The following is a 20,849-nucleotide window of genomic DNA, read 5'->3' as shown; positions in this document are numbered from 1 at the left end:
TAACCAAACGCCTGTCCGGCGAGGAATGTGCAGCTACTTCTGCGGCGCGCTGTGAATATATCCCTATACGCTCTGCGGCTTCATCCTTGAAGCCGAAGTCCGCAGCCGCATCTACACCTGGCTGTTCTACAAGAATAGAGTCTCTTCGATTTAGCTTTATTACTAAACTTCGTAACTCACTTATGCCCCTTTATGTGTTAACGCCAGCAATTCGTCCTATACAGCACTAACCTCTTTGTAATACTTTTTCTCATCAGTCAGAAAGATAAGTGTTTCTGTTTAGCGACAACCTCTTAGTTAACCAGTGTTTGTGTTTTTATACAGTATTATTGGTTTTGTGCGGATAATCTCTAAATTATACGCAATCAGTTCGCGGTTTGCTATTGAGTGATAATAAAAAACAGCGTAGATTCAACTGATTAAAAATGCGCATGCTCGGTTTGCAAGAGATACGAGGCAAGCAAAGTGTGCATTCTCGTTTTTCCAGAAGGTGTGTTTGAACTCATCGTTGAAAATGTTTATAAATGAGACAATTATGAGTATACACCTTGACTGGTCTAACCTGATAAACGCGCAAGGCGAGTATACAAATGTTATAACTCTAAGGATAGATATGAGCAATCTGAAAGCAACAAAAATAGCAAGGCTTCAAAAGTTAATTGCAAAAGGTAAATGGCACTTTGTAATTGTATATGGTGTTTTAGGATGGGGAATATCAACGGCATTATTAGTTACGCTGATTCAAACATATATTTCTTCCTCACCATTTATAGATCAAATATCGACAGCGTTAGTTATCTACCCAGCTTCGGGTTTAGCTTTCGGTCTGGTTTTGTGGATGATGGCTAATAATCAATACAATAAACTTGTGTCGGGTGCAAACGAGTTATAACAAGCAAATCAATCAGGACTAAAAACAGTTGGCTTTTGCTCCTGCGTCGCTTATTTTAGCCAACAATTTTTAGCCCATTATTTGGGCGTTATATTTTTCTTAATCCGGAGTTAGTATTAATGCTAAGTTGCTGTTTGTATCAGTTCATTATCCCTGCTCGAATAAGAGTTTTATCAGGAGAGGTTTTCTTCGATTATAAGGGATATCGTTATTGTATCGGAGTACATGAAGAAACTGAGTCTGTAAACTCGATCTCAATTCATGATTCTATAGTTCGTGTTCCTCATGAAAACGAAAAGGGCTTTAAATATGATTTTAAAGCCCCTGTGCAGGCATCAGATAACCAAATATGTTGTTTTAAAGAGGTAGATGGAAAACTTGATATTACGCTTCTAATGGATACAAATGGTGTAAACCACAAACGCTTAAGCCATTCTAGTTACGTTACACATCTAAAAATTGCAACGGAAAGTGAGACTGGCCTGAGCAAAGACGTGGAAGCTAGGGCATTAGATGCTTTAAACCATTTTATTCGTGTGTACAGGTATGTCACTAAAGACATCGCCGTTAAAGAAGTACAATACATGACAGGCTTCAAACCATTTCTAATATGTAGTTGTCACGAATATTCAGAAACAGAGATAGTTGATATACACGATAAGCGTATTTATGAATTACTATCGGTTTGGAAACCATCAGCTGACGAAATTAAGACACTACAACCAAATAATACAGCGGATAAAGATTTACCAAACTTTCAACGTAATACAGCGACAGGAGTTATTGCTTATCATATGAGTTCATCAGATTTTCCTGATTGGAAAGTCACATTAACGAGAGCTTATGAAATGGCATCGGAACAAGACAACTTTAGCGCCAGTATATTACAGTGTTTCATTGCTTTAGAATTGGCTCTATTTGATATGGTGCGTTCAATTCAGCCACCTACAGGTGTGACATTGAATACATATAATAATGTAAATGGTCTGATAAATGATGCATTTACTAAGCTATTTGGTGAAGAAAGTGATGAGATTAAAGATAAGATCCATGAGGTTCGCAAAGTTAGAAATAAGATCGTTCATGATGGCTATCAAGCTACACCACAAGAATGTAGCGAATCACTTAAAATATGTGATGAAGCTTTTAATTACATAGATTCAAAAACGTAACTAAAACAGTTGGTTAGGTTTGGCTTTGCTACATATTATAATCCACAATTTTAGTCCGCTTAGCAAGGCGTTATGTTTGTATTCAAATTTGGTGTTCTCTATGGATAATGTGAAATATTTAAAGATCATGGATAAAGATAAGGAAATAGGTAAAATCCCTGACTCTGGAGATCCAATTGAAAACGTCAAGCGATATACTCAATTCTTAAAAGATGAAAACATTTTTGTTAAATTGAGCCAAACAAAACTAATGTTTAAACAAGCTCGTTCTTTTGCAAAAATAGCAAAGGATATCCATTCAAAAAGTTTATTTAAACCACCCTTTGATCACGAGGCATCTGCTCCTTTTGTGGTTAACTCCGCATTCGCGTGTGAAATGTATTTAAAGGCACTTCAAAGCGTTTATGGCGAGCCAGAGGGAATTCATAATCTAAGTCAATTGTTTAAGCACTTACCAAATAAATTAAAAGATAAAGTAAATAAATTAACTAAAGAAAAAAGCATAACGTTTCAACTTAACAATAAGACGTTGTTTAAAGATCACCTAAAGACTATCTCTAATGCTTTTATAGACTGGCGATATATTTACGAAAAAGATAGTGCCACTGTAAATTTGAGTGTTATTTTATTGATCTTAACAGTATTGGATACATTGGCTTGTAATGAGATAAAACAAACATAACGTATAAGGATAGGCCGCGCGCAGCCGCGTCCTTATCCCAAGTGTTGAAAAAAGATGGGGCAGCCTATCTTTTGTGCTTTAACACATCCTCTACTAACCTTTTAGTTACCTCAACTTAGTTTTGTTCAGGATAACGATTATGACTTCGAATAAAGGGGTTGTAGCGAATTAGGTAGTTCACATGATTTAAAATTGTTTACAGGTAAGGTTAAATAAATAACCTTCTTTTGAAGAACTCGCTGTAGATGCGCCAGAATGGCGAGGTTTCACAGCGTGAAACTATCCGAGCCAGAGATAGGGCGTCGTGCCACAGAAGTATCTGCACACCTCCCGCCGGGCAGGCGTTAAATAACAATGAAGTCATGGTATTCAGTCTCTCTACTCAATACCAAGTGAACCAAATACCAAACCCGTCAAATGAACCCAAGCTAAAAATACTTGCCAACTTGTTATTACACAAGTTTAGAAGCTTGATCCTGGCTGGGACAGAAACTCTACTTCTTCTGGTGTCGGCTCGCGTCCGAGGATCTTGTTTCTGTGTGGATAGCGGCCAAATTGGTCGATAATCACTTTATGCCTGCGTTCAAATTCCAAGTTACCGGCTGCGGCTTCTCTGTTAAACAGTACCATGGCAATTTCATGGATCTTTCTGGACTCACTGTGCATATAAGGCATAAACAGGAAAGGCACCTGCTTGGCTTTAAGTTCAGTATCGGCGCCTTGGGCCACGGCTTCTTGGGCTAGGGTCAACGCCAAGGGATCGGAAGTCAAAAGATGGGACAGCCATAACTTTTGTGCTTTAAAAAGTATAACCAAGCCGCACATTCTTTCCCTGAAAAACTGAATGTTCCCTTGTTCAAAGTAGAAGTGTGCCCGGTCATCTTAATGAGTGTTTGACGAAATGCTGCATAAACGAGTCTGACACCTAGTAAAAGTAACAAGGCTGAAGATTAATCAAGCTAAGTTATTATATTCTTCGAGTATTACTCAAGTTAAGCTAATTTCCCGTACCAATAAGTAACGTTACTTGCTAGGATCGTTTTTTTGCTTCGAGTAATGGGATCTGACTTGAGTTCGCAACTACACCCGCTATCTAACAATTATCTAAAACTGTGTTATCAGGCCGATGCTTCGAGAATTAGGCGTCGTCTTTTTAGGCTCAATAAAGAGGTCGATTCAGATAAGAAGCGGGCCAATTTGGACAAGCTCGAAGCTCAGGCCGTCGCAGCGTTCGAAAAAGTTGAGCGACGTCGTCAGGCCCGTCCCATAATCACCTATCCCGAAAACTTACCTATCTCCCAAAAGAGAGATGAGATAGCCAGAGCGATTGCCGGCAATCAAGTGGTCATAATAGCGGGTGAAACAGGCTCAGGTAAGACCACCCAGCTGCCGAAAATATGTCTGGAGTTAGGCTTAGGTTGCCGCGGACTCATAGCCCATACCCAGCCTAGGCGTCTGGCCGCGCGGAGCGTTGCCAGTCGAGTCGCCGATGAACTCAATAGTCCACTGGGAGAGGTGGTGGGTTTTAAAGTCAGATTTGCCGATGCCATCAATCAGAACTCTTATATCAAGTTGATGACCGACGGTATCTTGTTGGCTGAACTGACCAATGATAAGTTTCTCGATCAATATGACGCCATCATCATAGATGAGGCCCATGAGCGCAGCCTGAATATCGATTTCATCTTGGGTTACCTCAAGAACTTATTGCATAAACGTCCAGATTTGAAGGTGATTATCACCTCGGCAACCATAGATCTGGATAAATTTTCCAAACATTTTAACGATGCCCCTGTCATCCAAGTCTCGGGTCGTACTTACCCGGTGGAGACTCGTTACCGACCTCTGGTGCGTGATGCTGGAGACGATCTTGATCTCACCGAAGGCATCTTCGAAGCCGTGGATGAACTGGTTGCCGAAGGGCCCGGTGACATTTTGATCTTTATGAACGGTGAACGTGAGATCCGTGACGTAGCGGATCAACTCAATCGTCGTCAGTACCGTGATACCGAGATCTTGCCACTCTATGCTCGCCTATCATACGGTGAGCAGTCGAAGGTGTTTAAGAGCCATATAGGCCGCAGAATAGTGCTAGCCACCAACGTGGCCGAGACATCTTTGACTGTGCCAGGCATTCGTTATGTTATCGATCCAGGTACTGCCAGGATCAGTCGTTATAGTTACCGTACTAAAGTGCAACGTTTGCCCATTGAGCCTATATCTCAAGCCAGTGCAAATCAGCGTCAGGGTCGTTGTGGTCGTGTCGCCGCGGGTATTTGTATCCGTCTATTCGCCGAGGATGATTTCAATAACAGGTCTGAGTTTACCGATCCTGAGATTTTAAGAACTAACCTTGCCTCAGTTATCCTCAAGATGCTGTCAGTGGGCCTAGGTGACATAGAAGCTTTTCCTTTCCTTCAGTCGCCAGATCCTAGGTATATCCGTGATGGATTCTTGTTACTGGAAGAGTTGGAAGCGGTCAAAAAATCCCAAGGTCGTTTAGCGTTAACTGAGCTAGGAAAACAACTCGCACACATTCCGGTAGATCCTCGCTTAGCCCGTATGGTCATTGCGGCGAACACTAATGGCTGTCTTCACGAAGCCTTGGTCATCACCTCTGCGCTGTCGATTCAAGATCCCAGAGAACGCCCAATGGACAAGAAGCAGGCGGCTGATGAGGCACATAAGAAATATAGCGATAAAGACTCTGATTTTGTCTCCTTCGTTAATCTGTGGGATCACCTTAAGCTGCAACAGAAATCCCTGTCCACGAGTCAGTTCCGAAAGCAGTGTAAGAAAGAGTTTCTTGCCTATCTGAGGGTGCGTGAGTGGCAAGACCTCTATGCCCAAATGAAACAAGCCGTGCATGATCTCAAATGGCGTCTCAACAGCGAGCCTGCCGATTATGAATTGCTGCACAAGTCGCTGCTCACGGGTCTATTGAGCCATGTGGGCTTTAAAGATAAAGACAACGAGTATCTTGGTGCCCGTAACCGTAAATTCTTCGTGTTTCCAGGTTCGCCTTTGGCTCGCAAGGGCCCTAAGTGGATCATGGCGGCTGAGCTCACCGAAACCTCACGCCTGTTTGCTCGTTGCTGCGCCAAAATTCAACCCGAATGGATAGAGCCTTTAGCCGGACATCTGGTCAAGAAGAATTATCTTGAGCCACATTTTGAGGCGAAACAAGGCAGTGTGGTGGCCTTTGAAAATCAAATACTCTATGGACTGATGATCGTTAACCGCCGTAAGACACAATACGGACCGGTCAACCCATTGGAAGCACGTGAAATCTTTATTCGCAGTGCCTTGGCCGAAGGCGAGCTCAGAACCAACGAAGCCTTCTTCATCAAGAACCGTAACATGCTCAAAGAGGTCGAGAATTTAGAGCATAAATCACGGCGCCGTGACATCTTGGTGGATGAGCAGGTGTTGGTTGATTTTTATGAACCTAGAATTCCCGAGGGGATCTATAATGCGCCTAAGTTTTTCAGTTGGTGGAAGCTTGAGTGTAAAAAAACGCCTGATCTATTAGATTTTGAACGTGAACAATTGATGCAGCGAGGAGATAGCCATATCTCTGCTCTGGATTTTCCAGATGCTTGGCATCAAGGCAATCTTAAACTCTTCTTGAGTTATCATTTCGAGCCTTCCGCCGACGATGATGGCGTGGCCGTGCATATTCCAGTGGCGCTGCTCAATCAGATAGAAGATGTCGATTTCGATTGGCAGGTTCCGGGCCTGAGAGAGGAAAAGTGCATCGCCTTGATCCGCGCTCTGCCTAAGAGCCTAAGACGTAATTTCGTCCCAGCCCCAGATTATGCTAATGCCTGTATGCAGGCGATGAAGCCCTTCGAGATGAGTTTCATCGATGCCATGTGTAAGCAGTTGCTGCGCATGAGTGGGGTTCGCGTCAGTATCGATGATTTCGATCTTAGTCAGCTGAGCAAGCATCTGTTGATGAATTTCAAGGTAGAGGATGACAATGGCAAGTTAGTGGCTCAATCTCGAGACATTGAGCAGCTTAAAGCCAGCCTTCAAGGCCAGGTGACTCAGGCTATTCGTAAGGTTGCCGATTCTGGTATCGAAAAAACTGAATTAACCCAGTGGTCCTTTGGTGACTTGCCACAAGCGTTTAAACAGAAGAAAGGTAACTTCGAGGTTAAGGCGTTCCCCGCTTTAGTGGACGATAAATCCAGCGTATCCATCAAGTTATTTGATGATGAAAATGAAGCTAAACGCTCCCATCAGCTGGGTCTACAACGCTTGTTATTAATCAATATCCCATCACCGGTGAAACACCTGCAAAAAACCTTGCCGAACAAGGCTAAGCTGGCCATGTATTTCAACCCCTTCGGTCAAGTACAGATCTTGCTGGATGATATTTTAGCGGCATCTGTGCAGCAGCTACTCGATGAGAAGGGCCTGGATGTACGTTGTGAGTCAGATTTTGAACAGGCTAAAGATTGGGTGAGACAAGAACTGAATCCCACGGCGGCTAAGATAGCCCTAAGAGTCGAAGAAATACTCACGCTTTATCAAAAGGTAAAGAAACGATTGAAGGGTAAAATTAGCCTAGATATAGCCTTCGCCATGAGTGATATTCAGACACAGTTGGATAAGTTGGTATTTAAAGGTTTTGTGGAAGCCTGTGGCTGGAAACGTTTACCTGACATGGTGAGGTATCTTAAAGCCGTGGAAAATCGTTTAGACAAGTTGCCAGTGGATCCTAATCGTGACCGACTGCACATGCTCAGCATTGCTAATGTACAGAAGGAACTTGAGGGTCAGTTAGCTAAGGTACCGAGATCTGTGGCGATACCTGAGTCCTTGCTAGAGGCAAGGTGGATGGTAGAGGAGTATCGAGTCTCCTGTTTTGCCCAGGTTCTGGGCACGGCTTATCCCATTTCAGAGAAACGTATCTTGAATCAGATCAAGCAAAACTAACCTGTTATACCGATTGGTATCTTACCAAGTTGAACAATTTTAAAGCACTGGCCAAATGGTCGGTGCTTTTTTTGTCCTACCTATGACTGACCCCAACAAATTAACGGATAAACCCTTCTATATATTAAGTAGTACTCGCCGCATTTCATTAACATTTAGGTCAAGATTCATACAGGTGTAACTCATTGTTTAGACTATGCTGAATAGTCATACATAGGAATTCGCATCATATCTAATCAGTAAGATGGCTTAATTGACTTGTTTTATAATTTTTTTGTTAAAAAAGATGATCCAGATCAAGCAAAGAAGTCTTTACCAAATTGTGGGTATACAGTTTGATACCCTATAAGGATTATGATCAAGAGTAATAAAAATTTATAAAACATAACGTTAATTACCACCAAATATTGAGTCATTTTTATTGACTCACCTTACGAAGGGTTACAGCCCTAAGTTGGAGTGTTTATGAGTTCCACAGCCAAAGAAGAGAAAAGTCTAGAATTTAAGATCTTTACTTATCTCACCGTCTTTCTCGCTCCCTTATTATCGGTACTTTTAGTATCAGGATTAAGGTTTGCAATCTGCTTGCCCAAGCTGTGCCATTTCAATATTTTTCCCCAGATAGATGAGGAACGCACACATGTCGTTACCTGAGGCGCATATCTCAAGCCTAATTGTCCAGGTTAGCCCTGAACATTTAGAAGAAACTAAAAAAAGAATTGAAGCATTTGATGAAGCCGAAATTTATGGCGTTAGTGACATCGGAAAAATCGTAGTAGTCCTTGTGACTCAAGCTGAAGGCTTTATTACCGATGTTATTGAAAAAATAAATAATATGCCAGGCGTGCTTGGTGCCAGTATGGTTTATCACCAAATTGATAGTGGAACCGACACCGGCATCGACACCAATAAAAATAACCTAGCCCCTGATGATGGCTATAGTGTTAGCGAGGAACAAGTATGAAAATGTCCAGACGTGATTTTATTAAAGCCAATGCTGCAGCATCTGCTGCGGCACTTGCTGGGATCACTCTTCCAGCCACTGCAACGAATTTAATTGTATCGAGTGAAGAGTCAAAAATTCATTGGGATAAAGCGCCTTGTCGTTTCTGTGGTACAGGTTGCTCGGTACTTGTAGGAACTCAAGATGGTAAAGTCGTTGCGACTCAAGGCGATCCAGAAGCTCCAGTAAACAAAGGTCTTAACTGTATTAAAGGCTATTTCCTTTCTAAAATCATGTATGGCTCAGACAGGCTAACTCAGCCGCTGTTACGTCAAACTAATGGAAAGTTTGATAAAAATGGTGACTTTGCGCCAGTAAGTTGGGATCAAGCTTTCGATATCATGGCTGACAAGTGGAAAGCAGCTTTAAAAGAGAAAGGGCCTACCAGTGTGGGCATGTTTGGTTCTGGCCAGTGGACCGTAATGGAAGGTTACGCGGCTTCTAAGATGATGAAAGCGGGTTTCCGCTCTAACAACCTAGATCCTAATGCGCGTCACTGTATGGCTTCAGCCGTTGGTGGCTTTATGCGTAGCTTTGGTATCGATGAGCCAATGGGTTGTTATGATGATTTCGAAAATGCCGATGCCTTTGTTCTATGGGGCTCCAACATGGCTGAGATGCATCCTGTTTTATGGTCTCGCATCACTGACAGACGCTTAAGTAATCCCCATGTAAAAGTGCACGTATTATCAACTTATTATCATCGTTCATTTGAACTCGCTGATAAAGGCTATATCTTTAAGCCGCAAACAGATCTTGCAATAGCCAACTATATTGCTAACTACATCATTGAAAACGATGCAGTGAATTGGGACTTTGTAAATAAGCATACCCATTTCAAGCAAGCCACTATCGATATTGGTTATGGTTTAAGGGATGAGCACCCCCTGCAAAAAAAGGCCGCTAACCCCAATGTAGGCAAGATACACTCAATTGATTTTGAACAGTATAAAAAATCAGTAGCACCATATACCCTTGCAAAAACCGCTGAAATGACCGGTTTAGATGAAGATAAACTGCTCACACTCGCTAAGCAGTTTGCCGATCCAAAGATTAAGGTGATGTCACTTTGGACTATGGGGATGAACCAACATACCCGTGGTGTGTGGATGAACTCTTTGGTGTATAACATTCATCTTTTAGTCGGAAAAATATCAACACCGGGTAATGGTCCATTTTCATTAACAGGCCAACCATCGGCGTGTGGTACAGCGCGTGAGGTGGGGACTTTCTCTCATCGTCTACCCGCAGATATGTTGGTAGCAAACCCTGAGCATCGAAAGCGTGCTGAGCACCTATGGAAAATTCCACAAGGCACTATTCCGCCAAAGCCGGGTTTCCATGCAGTGGAGCAAGACCGTAAATTAAATGACGGTGTGCTTAATGCTTACTGGACCATGTGTAACAACAACATGCAGGCCGGTCCAAATATCAATGGAGAGCGCTTACCAGGTTTTCGTAATCCTGACAACTTTATTGTCTGTTCAGACCCATACCCAACGGTAACAGCACAAGCTGCTGACTTGATTCTGCCGACAGCTATGTGGGTAGAAAAAGAGGGGGCTTATGGTAATGCTGAGCGTCGTACTCAGGTTTGGTATCAGCAGGTTAAAGGACCTGGTGAATCAAAATCAGATCTATGGCAGATGATGGAATTTGCAAAACGCTTCAAAATTGAAGAGGTGTGGACCGAAGAGCTGATAGCTCAAATGCCAGAAGTACGTGGCAAAAATATGTGCGAAGTGCTATTTGAAAACGGTCAAGTGAACCAGTTCCCATTATCTGAGGCGCAAGAGCTCAATGATGATGCCAAAGACCAAGGTTACTATGTACAAAAAGGCCTATTTGAAGAGTACGCCAGCTTTGGACGTGGACATGGCCATGATTTAGCACCATACGAACGCTACCATAAAGAGCGCGGTCTACGCTGGCCTGTTGTCGATGGCAAAGAGACAAAATGGCGCTTTAAAGAAGGCTCAGATCCCTATGTTGGCAAAGGTAAAGGCTTTGAATTCTATGGCAAGCCAGATGGTAAGGCATGGATAATCTCGGCACCTTACGAGGCACCACCTGAGTCTCCAGATGAAGAGTTTCCTCTATGGTTATGTACTGGTCGTGTACTTGAGCATTGGCATACGGGCACTATGACTCGCCGTGTACCTGAACTGTACAAGGCGGTGCCTGATGCACTTTGTTATATGCATCCAGATGATGCTAAGTCTCACGGTGTGCGCCGTGGTGACGAAGTGTTAATGAGTAACAAACGCGGTGACATTCGTGTGCGAGTCGAGACTCGAGGGCGTAACCGTCCACCAAAAGGCCTAGTGTTTGTGCCTTTCTTCGATGCACGTATTTTGATTAATAAACTCATTTTAGATGCAACCGATCCGCTATCTAAACAGACAGATTATAAAAAGTGTCCTATAAAAATCACTAAAGTAGGATAAGGCAGGGTTATGATGAAAAAATTAATTTTAATAACGTTGAGCATTACTTTTACTTTGATAAGTGGTTTTGCTGTCAGTCAGGATCGTGGTATCGGTGGTGTCGAGTCTTTGCGCGGCAATGTTGAGTTAGAAGTCACGAGACCGGCAGATCTTTTGAAGAAAGTGCCGCGAGATCAGGTGGATATTGAAAGCAATTATGTGTTTCAGCCACCACTGATCCCGCATCACATCAGGAGCTATGAAATATCACTCAATGCTAATAAATGTTTATCATGCCATGGCTGGAAAAAAGCCAAGCAGATGGGCGCCACTAAAATCAGTGTGACTCATTTCATTAATCGAAACGATGAAGTATTGGCTGATGTTTCTCCTAGACGATACTTTTGCCTGCAGTGCCACGTAACACAAGCAGATGCTAAACCGTTAGTGGGTAGCTCCTTCGAACGTGTTAAATCACTGCAATAACAACATAGGCAGGTAATAATATGAAATGGATTATTAACGCCTTAAAAGGCTTTTGGAACATATTGAGGCGGCCCAGTAAAGCCGCCGTAGGTATCGTTCTATTTATGGGCTTTGCTGGTGGACTCATGTTTTGGGGTGCATTTAACACAGGTATGGAAGCGACCAACACTGAACAGTTTTGTTCTGGATGTCACGCGCCAATTGTGGCGGAAATTCGAGAGACTATTCACTACTCTAACCGCTCTGGTGTTCGTGCTATCTGTTCAGATTGTCACGTACCCCATGCTTGGACGGATAAAATCGTACGTAAAGTTCAGGCTTCTAAAGAGCTGTTTGCGTTTTTTATTACTAAAACCATTAGTACACCAGAGAAATTCAAAGAACGACGAGCTCATTTAGCCGAAAGGGAGTGGGCAAGAATGAAAAAGAACGACTCTTTAGAGTGTCGTAACTGTCATAACTTTGATTTTATGGATTTCTCCGAGCAGAGCCCACGCAGTGTCAGGCAGCACTCTACTGCGCTTGCCAGTGGTGAAAAAACCTGTGTGGATTGCCATAAAGGTATTGCCCATAGGTTACCAGATATGCACAAAGTTGAAGGTTGGAATTAAGGAGCCATTATGAGTACATTAGAAAATGTTATATGGCATGTCCTTGGCTACAGCGCCATACCTGTCATTATACTAGGTGGTTTTTCTGTGGTTGCTGTTGCCTCTATTTGGATACTCTCCAAAACATCAGATAAGTAAAGAGGCTTGTTTCAGTCGGCCAAGAGCAAGGCGACTTAAACAGAAAAATACGCAATAAAACTTAAAAGCCTGACTTTAATATTAAAGTCAGGCTTTTTTATGTCTAAAATCCACAGTTTGAGATTTACAGTTTGAAAAGTTATAGCCAGTAAGATCACACCGGATGAACTTGCTTTACCGAGTCAATAATCATCTCTCTGAGCCAGCGATGGCTGGGGTCTAAGTCGAAATGCTTGTGCCAGAGTAGGACGTAAGTACCAGGCACCAGTTTTGTGGGCACCGGCAGTGCGATTAAGGAGTAATGGCCCAGCATCTCCTCGGCGTATTTAGCCGGGGAGCAAAGAATAAGATCGCTCTTCTCACAGAGCTGCATCGCACTACTAAAGTCGGTGAGATTAATGGCAATATCGCGTTTCAGGTGCTGCATCTTCAGCACATCGTCTAACAGCCAGTGGGCGATACCGCCAAAAGTCACTTGCAGGTGACGATACTTAAGAAACGTATCCAAATTCCACTCTTCTTGTAGCAAGGGGTGACCTTTTCTTATGAGGCACACGGGGTGATCGCGAGTCAATTCAATATAATTCAGTTCTTCGGGCAGGTTCTTTATGTGTAACAGGGAACGTTCATCCCACTCCCGGCACGCTATTCCCATATCGGTTTCACAGCGTAATAGCTTATCCATACTCTCGCTGTGCCAGGTTTGACTGTCTATGCTGACATTCGGTGCCTGTTTGAGCAGTTCGGGTATGAAATAGGGGAAGGTGAGTGAGTAAGCTGTCTCGACCAGTTCGATACGAAATTTTCTTCGGCTCATGGAGGGATCAAACTCACTGGGTCTGGTCAGCTGTTCGACCTGATTGAGGACTCGCCTTAATTCCGGTGCTAGTTGTTTGGCTTTAGGCGTTGGCCTCAGACCATAGGCGGTGCGCTCAAACAGTTTATCGTCGAAGGTTTCTCTGAGCTTTGAAAGTTGCTTACTTACCGCCGATTGACTCAGGTGTAGACGGGTCGCCGCTGCGGTGACGCTTTGCTCTTCGAGTAATACTTCAAGCACCGTGAGTAAGTTAAAGTCAAAGTTTTTCAATTAACTACCGCCAATATAGAGTTAAATTCTTCCAAGCAAGCGAATGACTTGCTCTTGGCCTAGTGTAATTAATTTTATCCTATAAATTAAGGGGCTAGATAACAATTTAGTCATAAATAATACGCATATACTCGATGTATTTATTCTGAGTTTTCACCTAGGCATCTTGTCATGTCACTGGAAAATCAGGCTGGTGATTGGCACAAAGATAGCGCCTCAACCATAGTTATAGAGGACTGAGTTTTGACATGATTAGATGATAGGAGAGGGCGAGTGCTACATCCTAATAAACATTATTTACTCTTAGTATTATTACTCTTATTAGTGTCTATCAGTTTCACCGTGACCGGCAAGTCTGATCTTAAATACAATGCTGCAAAGCATTGGGTAAACAATGAATTTCAGCCATCTACCTTGACCTTAGACGAGCAGATGCAAGAGATGACCTGGTTTACCTCGGCCAGCCAAGATTTCTCCGGCATGAAAATTCGTGTGGTATCCGAGAGAATCGCGACTCATTGGTATGAGGCGAGTACATTGGCGAAGGCTTTTTATGAGATCACAGGTATCCATGTGGTACATGAGTTAACCGGTGAAGATGATGTGATCAAAAAATTGTCGGCTCAAATTATGACTCGGCAAAATCTCTATGACGCCTATATCAACGACAGCGATCTGATAGGGACTCATTTTAGATCCAATGCCGTGGTTTCTCTGTCTGATTTCATGCAGTTTGAAGGAGAGAGTGTCACCTTACCTACGCTGGATCTGCAAGATTTTATCGGACTTAAATTTACCACAGGCCCAGATGGTCACTTGTACCAGTTACCGGATCAGCAGTTTGCTAATCTCTACTGGTATCGACACGATTGGTTCAATCGAAAGGACTTTAAGCAGAGGTTCAAATCTCGCTACGGCTATGAACTCGGAGTGCCGCAAAATTGGCAGGCATATGAAGATATTGCCGAGTTTTTCAGTGAAGACGTGCAAGAGATCGACGGCAAGCGTATTTATGGTCACATGGATTATGCTAAAACTGACCCGTCTCTGGGTTGGCGTATGTCCGATGCCTGGTTGTCCATGGCTGGAGTTGGGGATAAAGGCTTACCCAATGGTTTACCTGTGGATGAGTGGGGGATTCGTGTGGAAGGCTGTCATCCGGTCGGAGCCAGCGTTCAGCGAGGCGGCGCGTTAAATGGCCCGGCGGCCATATATGCGGTGGATAAATTTATCTATTGGTTAAATCGATTTGCCCCAGAAGAGTCGATTCATCTGAACTTTACTCAGGCCGGAGAGTGGCCGGGAAAGGGATTGATCGCCCAGCAAATTTTCTGGTATACGGCATTTGTCGCCGATCTGACTAAACCTGGCTTGCCCGTAGTCAACCCAGACGGTACGCCTAAATGGCGTGTGGCGCCATCACCAGTAGGCAAGTATTGGCAAACTGGAATGAAATCCGGTTATCAGGATGCTGGCTCATGGACTTTACTCAAGTCTACGCCTCTGAAGAGACGGCAGGCGGCCTGGCTCTATGCTCAGTTTGTGGTGTCCAAAACTGTCTCCCTCAAGAAGACCTTAGTGGGGCTGACGCCCATTAGGAGATCCGATATCGAGTCGGAGGAGATGACACTTCGCGCGCCTTATCTTGGCGGCTTGGTGGAATTTTATCGTAGTCGAGGTCGGGATGTATGGACGCCAACCGGTACCAATGTCCCGGACTATCCGGGGCTGGCTAACTATTGGTGGCAATATATTTCACTGATCATAGAGGGAAAGGTGTCCACTCAGACAGGCATGGATAATTTTGCCGCCGCAGTCGATGAGCGATTGGCATTAATAGCCGACAGTTTCGAAATGAGTTGTGAGCCTAAGTTAAACCCTAAATCTAAGCGTGAATTTTGGCTTGAGAAGACGGGGTCGCCCAAGCAAAAAATCACCAAACAGACCAAGGGCAGGACACTTCAATATAAGGAGGCGATTAATGTGTGGCAATAAGCCTGTGCAACATCTGCTAACGAGTCTGATGCTCATCTTGTCTCTGAGCGTTTCGTCTTCTCAGGCTGAAACCTTACAGATCTTAACCTATGAAGAGTCTCCGTTCGCCTTAAGGGTGGGTAAGACACATAAGGGGCTGTTGGTGGATATGCTCAAAGAGCTTTTTTCCCGTACAGACCTTAAATACCAGCTCAAGTTTATTCCACTCAAGCGAGCCATTATCACCACAGAAAGAATGCCGGGTCATTGTGTGCTACCCGTTGGCCGTAGTCAGGAGAGGGAAGCGAGTTTCCACTGGATAAGTCCTGTGCTTGTGTCTCGCTATGGTCTCTATAGCCGAGATGATGTCATCATCCCCTTAATCACCCTCAGCGATGCCAAATCCTACACCATAGGCAGTTTTCTGGGCAGTGGCATAGGCGAATACCTTATGGACCTTGGTTTCGATGTGGAGTTGGCCTCTGTGAGTGCGCAAAACCTGCGTAAGCTTAAGCGAGCGAGAATAGAACTCTGGGCCGCAGAATTGATCAGTGCTCAGGAGCAGATGCAGAAGCAGGCGATTAACTTCGGCGCTCCCGAGCTTATCTTTTACACTTCACTGCGGGCCATGGCGTGCAATCGTGAGATGTCCATGGAGACAATATTGCAGCTGGAGCAGGCATTGACCAACATGTACCGGGATGGCTATATGAGTGAGCTTTATCTGGAATACGGCGTGGAGATTTAGGCTTTTAAATTATATCGAATGGCGTTTTAAAATCTTGAATGCGGCGTGTTCTTTTTAATGAAGGAAAGTTAGCTTAACTTTCCTTCATTTATTTAACTAGTCTGGCCACATACTTATGTGGCCAGAGCCGGCAATCAGTCTTTCTTGCTGAGTTGCTGCATTATGTTGTGGTTAAGGTAATCACTGAAATTGTCACCATGATTTTGTAGCATCTTAGGGAACATGGAGATGGGAGTGAGACCTGGGAAGGTATTAATTTCATTGAGGAGAATTTCATTATCCGCAGTGAGGAAGAAATCGATACGAGAAAGGTGACTGAGTTTCATTCCCTTGAATACCTTGACTGCATACTCACGAATTTCCTGGCTCACACTCTCACTGATATCGGCAACCACTTTCGTTTCGGCTTGGCTGTTCTCGGCGTACTTTTCATCGAAAGTATAAAAGGTATTAGTTCCGCAGATTATCTCACCTGGCTGAGTTGCGATAATCTCACCATCTTTCTCATATACGGCCACTTCCAACTCTCTGGCTTCAATGGTCTTCTCGACGATGACATAGGGCGAATAGGTGAACGCTTGCTTCAATGACTCAGTTAATTCTTCCGGGCTGTCTACACGGTAACAACCAACAGATGATCCTTGTGACGCGGCCTTGATGAATATCGAGCCCCAAGAGGCTAAAGCCTGCTGAGCTTGATTGATGGCGTCATCGTTAAAGTCATTGAGGAAAATATAGGGGGTATTGGGGATGCCAAGGGCCGAGAACCACATCTTAGCGGTGACCTTGTTGAAGCAATTACGGCTCGCTTCTGAATCGCAACCGAAATAGGGTAACTTGATCAGTTCGAAATAAGATTGAATGTCACCGGTTTCTCCCGGATAACCGTGAATACAGGGAATGACGTAATCTACCGGCCAGGACGCCTTATTAACGTCATCGAAACGTATCTGTTTACGATTGGTCAATTCACAGAGTTCACCTGCTTGGGTTCGATAATGTCCCTGTGCGTCGAGTTCGATTTTTAATAGGTTTATATGGGCTAATTTGGCCAGTGAAGTCTCAAAAAACTTGGCTGACATCAGTGAGATTGCGTGTTCATCCCCACCGCCACCACATATTAACAGTAGATTTGTTTGGCTCATTATCTCTCCATATCCTGACAGTTTTATCGATTGCAGGCTTACTATGACGTTATGGTTATTTATTGCAACCACCTAAGTCAAACTTAGGCACTAAGTGGCTATTATCTATGCTGAGTCTATATTTTATAGGCGAGTGACATAGGTATAGGCATAACCCTAAGCCTTAGATAAGAGTTCTTAAATAAGAGTCCTTAGATAAGAGTCCTTAGATAAGAGGCATTAACCAAGAGCCATTAACCAAGAGCCATTAACCAAGAGCCATTAGCTAAGAGCCTGAGACTTGCAGACGTGTGTTACGCCCCCTGGAATACCTTGGGAGTGATACCGGCTAACTTCTTAAAGTTACGTCCCATATGGCTCTGATTAGAGAAACCACAATGGAGTGATATTTGAGCTAAAGTCAATTCGGAAGTCTTCATAAGATGCTTAGCCTGCTCAATCCGCACATAGATCAGGTACTCCTGAGGCGTGCGGGCAAAGCTCTGTTTAAACATGCGGCAGAAGTGATATTCACTCAGTTGTGCCAGCTCTGCCAACTCCTGCAAAAAAATCTGTCGATGAAAGTTAGCCTGCATATAGTCTCTGACTCGGTTCGCCATTTTGGGGGACAGTCCTCCCTTGACGGTGTTAATCTTTTTGGTCAATCCACTAGATTGAAGCATAGATATCAAGATGGTATCTGTGACTTGCGCCATGGCAAGGTGATTGTCTGTGGACCAGTTAGTGTCGGCCATTTGATAACGAAACAAGGCTTCAAGGCCGGGATGGCGGAAAAAAGTGAGCTCAGGCAGGGAGATCATGCGTGGGTCCATGTCAAATACCCTAATGGCTAACTGCTTCAAATGACTGTCATCAAAATACAGATGCATAAATTGCTGTGGCGTGCCGAGTTGCCAGCGACTCTCACTGCCCTCGGGCATGAGACAAAAACTCCCCGGCGCGCCGAAGTCAGAACGAACGTCGGTTCTGTGGGTTTCATAGCCGCCAGACAGATACATGCTAAGAGTGTGCTGGTTATCGTTGACGTAGAATAAGCGCTCTTGCGCATTCTGATAATGGGCCCAGCTTAGCTGCTCAGTTATCTTCTGCCGACGAAAGCAGAGCTTAGAGGATGCCTCGAAGCTAATGTGCTTATTCATGTATTCAGGTTTATGCATTTAGGCTCTCAGCTATAAAATGTCGCTATTCAAAATAAACTGTATTTATCATTAAACACCTTAGGTGTGTTTGAACTCAAATTTAACCAGTAATAAACCGCAATATCGTGATAGTTTCGCCAACATAGTGACAGATAACAGACATCACTTGCCTGATAATGAAGCCTCTAGTCGAACAAGGAATAATTATGACGGCGTTATTATATGTGCTGATGATATTTGTGTGGGGCTTCTCCTGGATAGCCATAAAATCTCAGCAGGGAGTAGTGCCTACAGAGGTATCTATCCTATATCGTTTTGCAATTGCGGCCAGTTTGATGCTAATCATAGGCGTAATATTTAAAAAGTTACAAGCCACATCGGCTCGTCATCATGTTTTTTTCGCCCTCCAGGGTGTTTGTCTCTTCTGCGCAAATTTTCTAGCGTTTTATCAGTCCACCCACTATATCGCCAGTGGTTTGACCGCAGTGGTTATGGCCACCGCACCTATTTTCAATGCTATTCATGGTAAATGGATTTATGGCATAGAGACTAAGGGCAACTTCTGGTTAGGCGTTATAGTCGGTTTGACGGGCATATGTCTCTTGTTTGGTCATGATGTTTTAGCGGCTAATTGGTCCATTGAGGTCTTGTACGGCTTAATGTTCGCATTAATGGGCACCTGGTGTTTCTCTATGGGCAATATGATCAGCATTCAAAATAATCGCAATCAAATACAGGCTTATACGGCTACCAGTTATGCCATGGTGTATGGATGTATCGCGTTACTTGTCATCATCATGTTCAAAGGCATTAGTTTAGATATTGATATGAGGCTGGAATATCTTACCGGTCTGGCGTACTTGGCAGTGCCTGCATCGGTAATTGGTTTTACGGTTTATTTGCACTTGGTAGACAGACTCGGCGCAAATCAGGCGTCTTATCTGATGTTAATTACGCCTATCGTCGCCTTAGCCGTGTCGAGCCTATTTGAAGATTACCACTGGTCTGTGTATTCGAGCTTAGGCCTGAGCTTAGTGATTTCAGGTAACCTGCTGGCTCAGTTGAAGCCTGAGACTCTGGCGCAGGCTTATAACAAGCTAAAAACGGCGTTCAACAAACAGGAGTCAGGCCTTAAATCTCGCTGATATTGCCTTATCAGGCAATCAGGTTTAAGTAGGTAGAGGCTATCTCAAAGAAAATAATGTGGATATTTAGGTTATAAGATTTAACAATGGGTGTCTTAGTTCTTTTGTTAGTGGCGATTTAAGATCTACTTGATTATTAAAAAGATGAGAAAAGGTAACCTATGATATCCGCTAAACAAGCCACCAAGTTAAAAGATCTTGCGGTGAAAACCATTAGCAATGACTACCTCAGACTAAATGGATCAAGGTTTTGGCAAACGGGTTGTACTAGTCATGCAACACTGAGAGCTAACTGCCTCCCAGCGCATTTAGCCATCATTGAACAAGTTAGAAAATTGGAGTTAGGGAGAAACCCTAAGGTCGTGATTGGAGTCATGCAACCCGTTGGAATTGAGCCAACAAAGGAGCAAAAAATGCACATTAAAAATGCAATGCTCCAACAAAGTGACCCACATCAGGACTTTCATGCATGGATTCAACTCGATGCTGACGACTTGAACAGTGAAATATTGGACATCACAGGTATGCACTGGGAAGAAATCGAAACACCTAATGGCTATTTCGATAGACAGACGGCCCTTAGTCATCAAATCGAGCATTTTGCCGTATTAACCGATGAGCAGCATATACACAGCTATCATGCCAGCCTTGTATACAATCACATTATTCACTTTGGTAGTCCACGACAGCAAAAATCGGAGATTATCTGGTATCTAACCAATTTCTCCCAGCAACAGAACGTCTCGATTGACAGGGCGATTGGATACACTGGTCACATGATATTGGATGAACGAGGGAAGAATCACACAAGGGGTGGTTTATGGAGTAAGTTCCTTCAGTTATTCAAATCGTGAATATTATGAGTCGATGACGTTCGATGACGATTAGTAAAGATAAAAAAGATTTAACCATGGGTGTCTTAGTTATTTTTGGTTATTTATCTTAGTTATTTATTTTCAAACCAAGCGTAGCATCACCACGGAGCGCTAGGCTTCCACGAAGAACACGGAGGTAAGATAGAGAGTTGCAAAGACTTTAGTTATTGCCTTGCTTCGTGGTCCTCAGTGTTCTCCGTGGTGAATCGCTTTGTTCCGTTTTCAATATGCTTTTTGAGTAAGAGCGAGTGCTCTAGCCAATTGATGTTCTAAATTAAGTTGGAAAAATAACGGTGCCACCCATAATGTTTTGTTTTATCAGTTAAATTAACAATGGGTGTCTTAGTTATTTGTTTTTAGTTATTTGTTCAGCATCCCAGCC

At 43.5% G+C, this 20,849-nt stretch carries 17 protein-coding genes and 1 pseudogene; 14 read left to right on the top strand and 4 right to left on the bottom strand.

Annotation, left to right across the window (positions count from 1 at the left end; genetic code table 11):
• Nucleotides 1–613 precede the first annotated feature (613 nt).
• The 3 genes from SVI_RS11550 to SVI_RS11540 all read left to right on the top strand — a co-directional run bounded on the left by SVI_RS11550 (nucleotide 614) and on the right by SVI_RS11540 (nucleotide 2,746).
• A complete protein-coding gene (locus SVI_RS11550; RefSeq protein ID WP_041420327.1) occupies nucleotides 614–892 on the top strand; it encodes a hypothetical protein in 279 nt (92 codons plus the stop codon).
• 134 nt (nucleotides 893–1,026) lie between these two features.
• A complete protein-coding gene (locus tag SVI_RS11545; RefSeq protein ID WP_157608693.1) occupies nucleotides 1,027–2,064 on the top strand; it encodes a DUF4145 domain-containing protein in 1,038 nt (345 codons plus the stop codon).
• 100 nt (nucleotides 2,065–2,164) lie between these two features.
• The gene (locus tag SVI_RS11540) at nucleotides 2,165–2,746 is read left to right on the top strand and encodes a hypothetical protein (RefSeq protein WP_041419897.1); all 582 of its coding nucleotides are present in this window, start codon (nucleotides 2,165–2,167) and stop codon (nucleotides 2,744–2,746) included.
• Between the two features lie 462 nt (nucleotides 2,747–3,208).
• Here the strand turns inward: SVI_RS11540 and SVI_RS11535 are convergent.
• Nucleotides 3,209–3,511: pseudogene (locus SVI_RS11535) on the bottom strand (DUF924 family protein); the annotation flags it as partial.
• A gap of 291 nt (nucleotides 3,512–3,802) precedes the next feature.
• Here SVI_RS11535 and hrpA point away from each other — a divergent pair.
• From hrpA to SVI_RS20905, 7 genes are all read left to right on the top strand, one after another.
• Entirely contained in the window at nucleotides 3,803–7,690 is a 3,888-nt protein-coding gene (gene hrpA, locus SVI_RS11530; RefSeq protein WP_041419896.1) for an ATP-dependent RNA helicase HrpA, read from the top strand.
• Between the two features lie 465 nt (nucleotides 7,691–8,155).
• Nucleotides 8,156–8,344: a hypothetical protein gene (locus SVI_RS11525; protein ID WP_049791088.1), complete on the top strand. Its 189-nt coding sequence runs from the start codon at nucleotides 8,156–8,158 to the stop codon at nucleotides 8,342–8,344.
• Entirely contained in the window at nucleotides 8,331–8,654 is a 324-nt protein-coding gene (locus SVI_RS11520; RefSeq protein WP_041419895.1) for a chaperone NapD, read from the top strand. Before SVI_RS11525 ends, SVI_RS11520 begins: the two co-directional genes overlap by 14 nt.
• On the top strand, nucleotides 8,651–11,140 hold the full coding sequence (gene napA, locus SVI_RS11515) for a nitrate reductase catalytic subunit NapA (RefSeq protein ID WP_013051699.1): 2,490 nt from the start codon (nucleotides 8,651–8,653) through the stop codon (nucleotides 11,138–11,140). Before SVI_RS11520 ends, napA begins: the two co-directional genes overlap by 4 nt.
• Before the next feature lie 9 nt (nucleotides 11,141–11,149).
• On the top strand, nucleotides 11,150–11,605 hold the full coding sequence (locus SVI_RS11510) for a nitrate reductase cytochrome c-type subunit (RefSeq protein WP_013051698.1): 456 nt from the start codon (nucleotides 11,150–11,152) through the stop codon (nucleotides 11,603–11,605).
• 20 nt (nucleotides 11,606–11,625) lie between these two features.
• Nucleotides 11,626–12,216, top strand: coding sequence for a NapC/NirT family cytochrome c (locus tag SVI_RS11505; RefSeq protein ID WP_013051697.1), 591 nt, complete (start codon nucleotides 11,626–11,628; stop codon nucleotides 12,214–12,216).
• A 9-nt stretch (nucleotides 12,217–12,225) separates the two neighbouring features.
• Nucleotides 12,226–12,354, top strand: coding sequence for a TIGR02808 family protein (locus SVI_RS20905; RefSeq protein WP_013051696.1), 129 nt, complete (start codon nucleotides 12,226–12,228; stop codon nucleotides 12,352–12,354).
• 154 nt (nucleotides 12,355–12,508) lie between these two features.
• Here SVI_RS20905 and SVI_RS11500 read toward each other — a convergent pair whose 3' ends face one another.
• Nucleotides 12,509–13,441, bottom strand: a complete 933-nt coding sequence (locus SVI_RS11500) for a LysR family transcriptional regulator (RefSeq protein ID WP_013051694.1) — start codon at nucleotides 13,439–13,441, stop codon at nucleotides 12,509–12,511.
• A gap of 273 nt (nucleotides 13,442–13,714) precedes the next feature.
• Between SVI_RS11500 and SVI_RS11495 the strand changes: the two genes are divergently transcribed.
• Together SVI_RS11495 and SVI_RS11490 are read left to right on the top strand one after the other, a co-directional pair.
• Nucleotides 13,715–15,436, top strand: coding sequence for an ABC transporter substrate-binding protein (locus tag SVI_RS11495; protein ID WP_013051693.1), 1,722 nt, complete (start codon nucleotides 13,715–13,717; stop codon nucleotides 15,434–15,436).
• Nucleotides 15,423–16,163, top strand: a complete 741-nt coding sequence (locus tag SVI_RS11490) for a substrate-binding periplasmic protein (protein ID WP_157608692.1) — start codon at nucleotides 15,423–15,425, stop codon at nucleotides 16,161–16,163. Before SVI_RS11495 ends, SVI_RS11490 begins: the two co-directional genes overlap by 14 nt.
• A gap of 134 nt (nucleotides 16,164–16,297) precedes the next feature.
• On the opposite strand, the gene SVI_RS11485 is transcribed toward SVI_RS11490, so the two are convergent.
• Nucleotides 16,298–17,308: a D-alanine--D-alanine ligase gene (locus SVI_RS11485; RefSeq protein ID WP_013051691.1), complete on the bottom strand. Its 1,011-nt coding sequence runs from the start codon at nucleotides 17,306–17,308 to the stop codon at nucleotides 16,298–16,300.
• Between the two features lie 293 nt (nucleotides 17,309–17,601).
• Nucleotides 17,602–18,465, bottom strand: coding sequence for a helix-turn-helix domain-containing protein (locus SVI_RS11480; RefSeq protein ID WP_013051690.1), 864 nt, complete (start codon nucleotides 18,463–18,465; stop codon nucleotides 17,602–17,604).
• A gap of 188 nt (nucleotides 18,466–18,653) precedes the next feature.
• On the opposite strand from SVI_RS11480, the gene SVI_RS11475 reads away from it, so the two are divergent.
• Together SVI_RS11475 and SVI_RS21485 are read left to right on the top strand one after the other, a co-directional pair.
• Nucleotides 18,654–19,592, top strand: a complete 939-nt coding sequence (locus tag SVI_RS11475; protein ID WP_013051689.1) for a DMT family transporter — start codon at nucleotides 18,654–18,656, stop codon at nucleotides 19,590–19,592.
• A gap of 413 nt (nucleotides 19,593–20,005) precedes the next feature.
• Entirely contained in the window at nucleotides 20,006–20,446 is a 441-nt protein-coding gene (locus tag SVI_RS21485; protein ID WP_157608691.1) for a hypothetical protein, read from the top strand.
• Nucleotides 20,447–20,849: the final 403 nt, after the last annotated feature.

Origin of the sequence: Shewanella violacea DSS12, from assembly GCF_000091325.1 — a bacterium.
Classification (GTDB): domain Bacteria; phylum Pseudomonadota; class Gammaproteobacteria; order Enterobacterales; family Shewanellaceae; genus Shewanella; species Shewanella violacea.
This window is presented reverse-complemented; position numbering and strand designations above follow the sequence as displayed.

Coding starts and splice junctions, on each gene's coding strand:
- SVI_RS21485 (WP_157608691.1), top strand. CDS start 20,006: ATGCACATTAAAAATGCAATGCTCCAACAAAGTGACCCACATCAGGAC.
- SVI_RS11540 (WP_041419897.1), top strand. CDS start 2,165: ATGGATAATGTGAAATATTTAAAGATCATGGATAAAGATAAGGAAATA.
- SVI_RS11505 (WP_013051697.1), top strand. CDS start 11,626: ATGAAATGGATTATTAACGCCTTAAAAGGCTTTTGGAACATATTGAGG.
- SVI_RS20905 (WP_013051696.1), top strand. CDS start 12,226: ATGAGTACATTAGAAAATGTTATATGGCATGTCCTTGGCTACAGCGCC.
- napA (WP_013051699.1), top strand. CDS start 8,651: ATGAAAATGTCCAGACGTGATTTTATTAAAGCCAATGCTGCAGCATCT.
- SVI_RS11525 (WP_049791088.1), top strand. CDS start 8,156: ATGAGTTCCACAGCCAAAGAAGAGAAAAGTCTAGAATTTAAGATCTTT.
- hrpA (WP_041419896.1), top strand. CDS start 3,803: ATGGGATCTGACTTGAGTTCGCAACTACACCCGCTATCTAACAATTAT.
- SVI_RS11480 (WP_013051690.1), bottom strand. CDS start 18,465: ATGCATAAACCTGAATACATGAATAAGCACATTAGCTTCGAGGCATCC.
- SVI_RS11490 (WP_157608692.1), top strand. CDS start 15,423: ATGTGTGGCAATAAGCCTGTGCAACATCTGCTAACGAGTCTGATGCTC.
- SVI_RS11550 (WP_041420327.1), top strand. CDS start 614: ATGAGCAATCTGAAAGCAACAAAAATAGCAAGGCTTCAAAAGTTAATT.
- SVI_RS11520 (WP_041419895.1), top strand. CDS start 8,331: ATGTCGTTACCTGAGGCGCATATCTCAAGCCTAATTGTCCAGGTTAGC.
- SVI_RS11485 (WP_013051691.1), bottom strand. CDS start 17,308: ATGAGCCAAACAAATCTACTGTTAATATGTGGTGGCGGTGGGGATGAA.
- SVI_RS11475 (WP_013051689.1), top strand. CDS start 18,654: ATGACGGCGTTATTATATGTGCTGATGATATTTGTGTGGGGCTTCTCC.
- SVI_RS11510 (WP_013051698.1), top strand. CDS start 11,150: ATGATGAAAAAATTAATTTTAATAACGTTGAGCATTACTTTTACTTTG.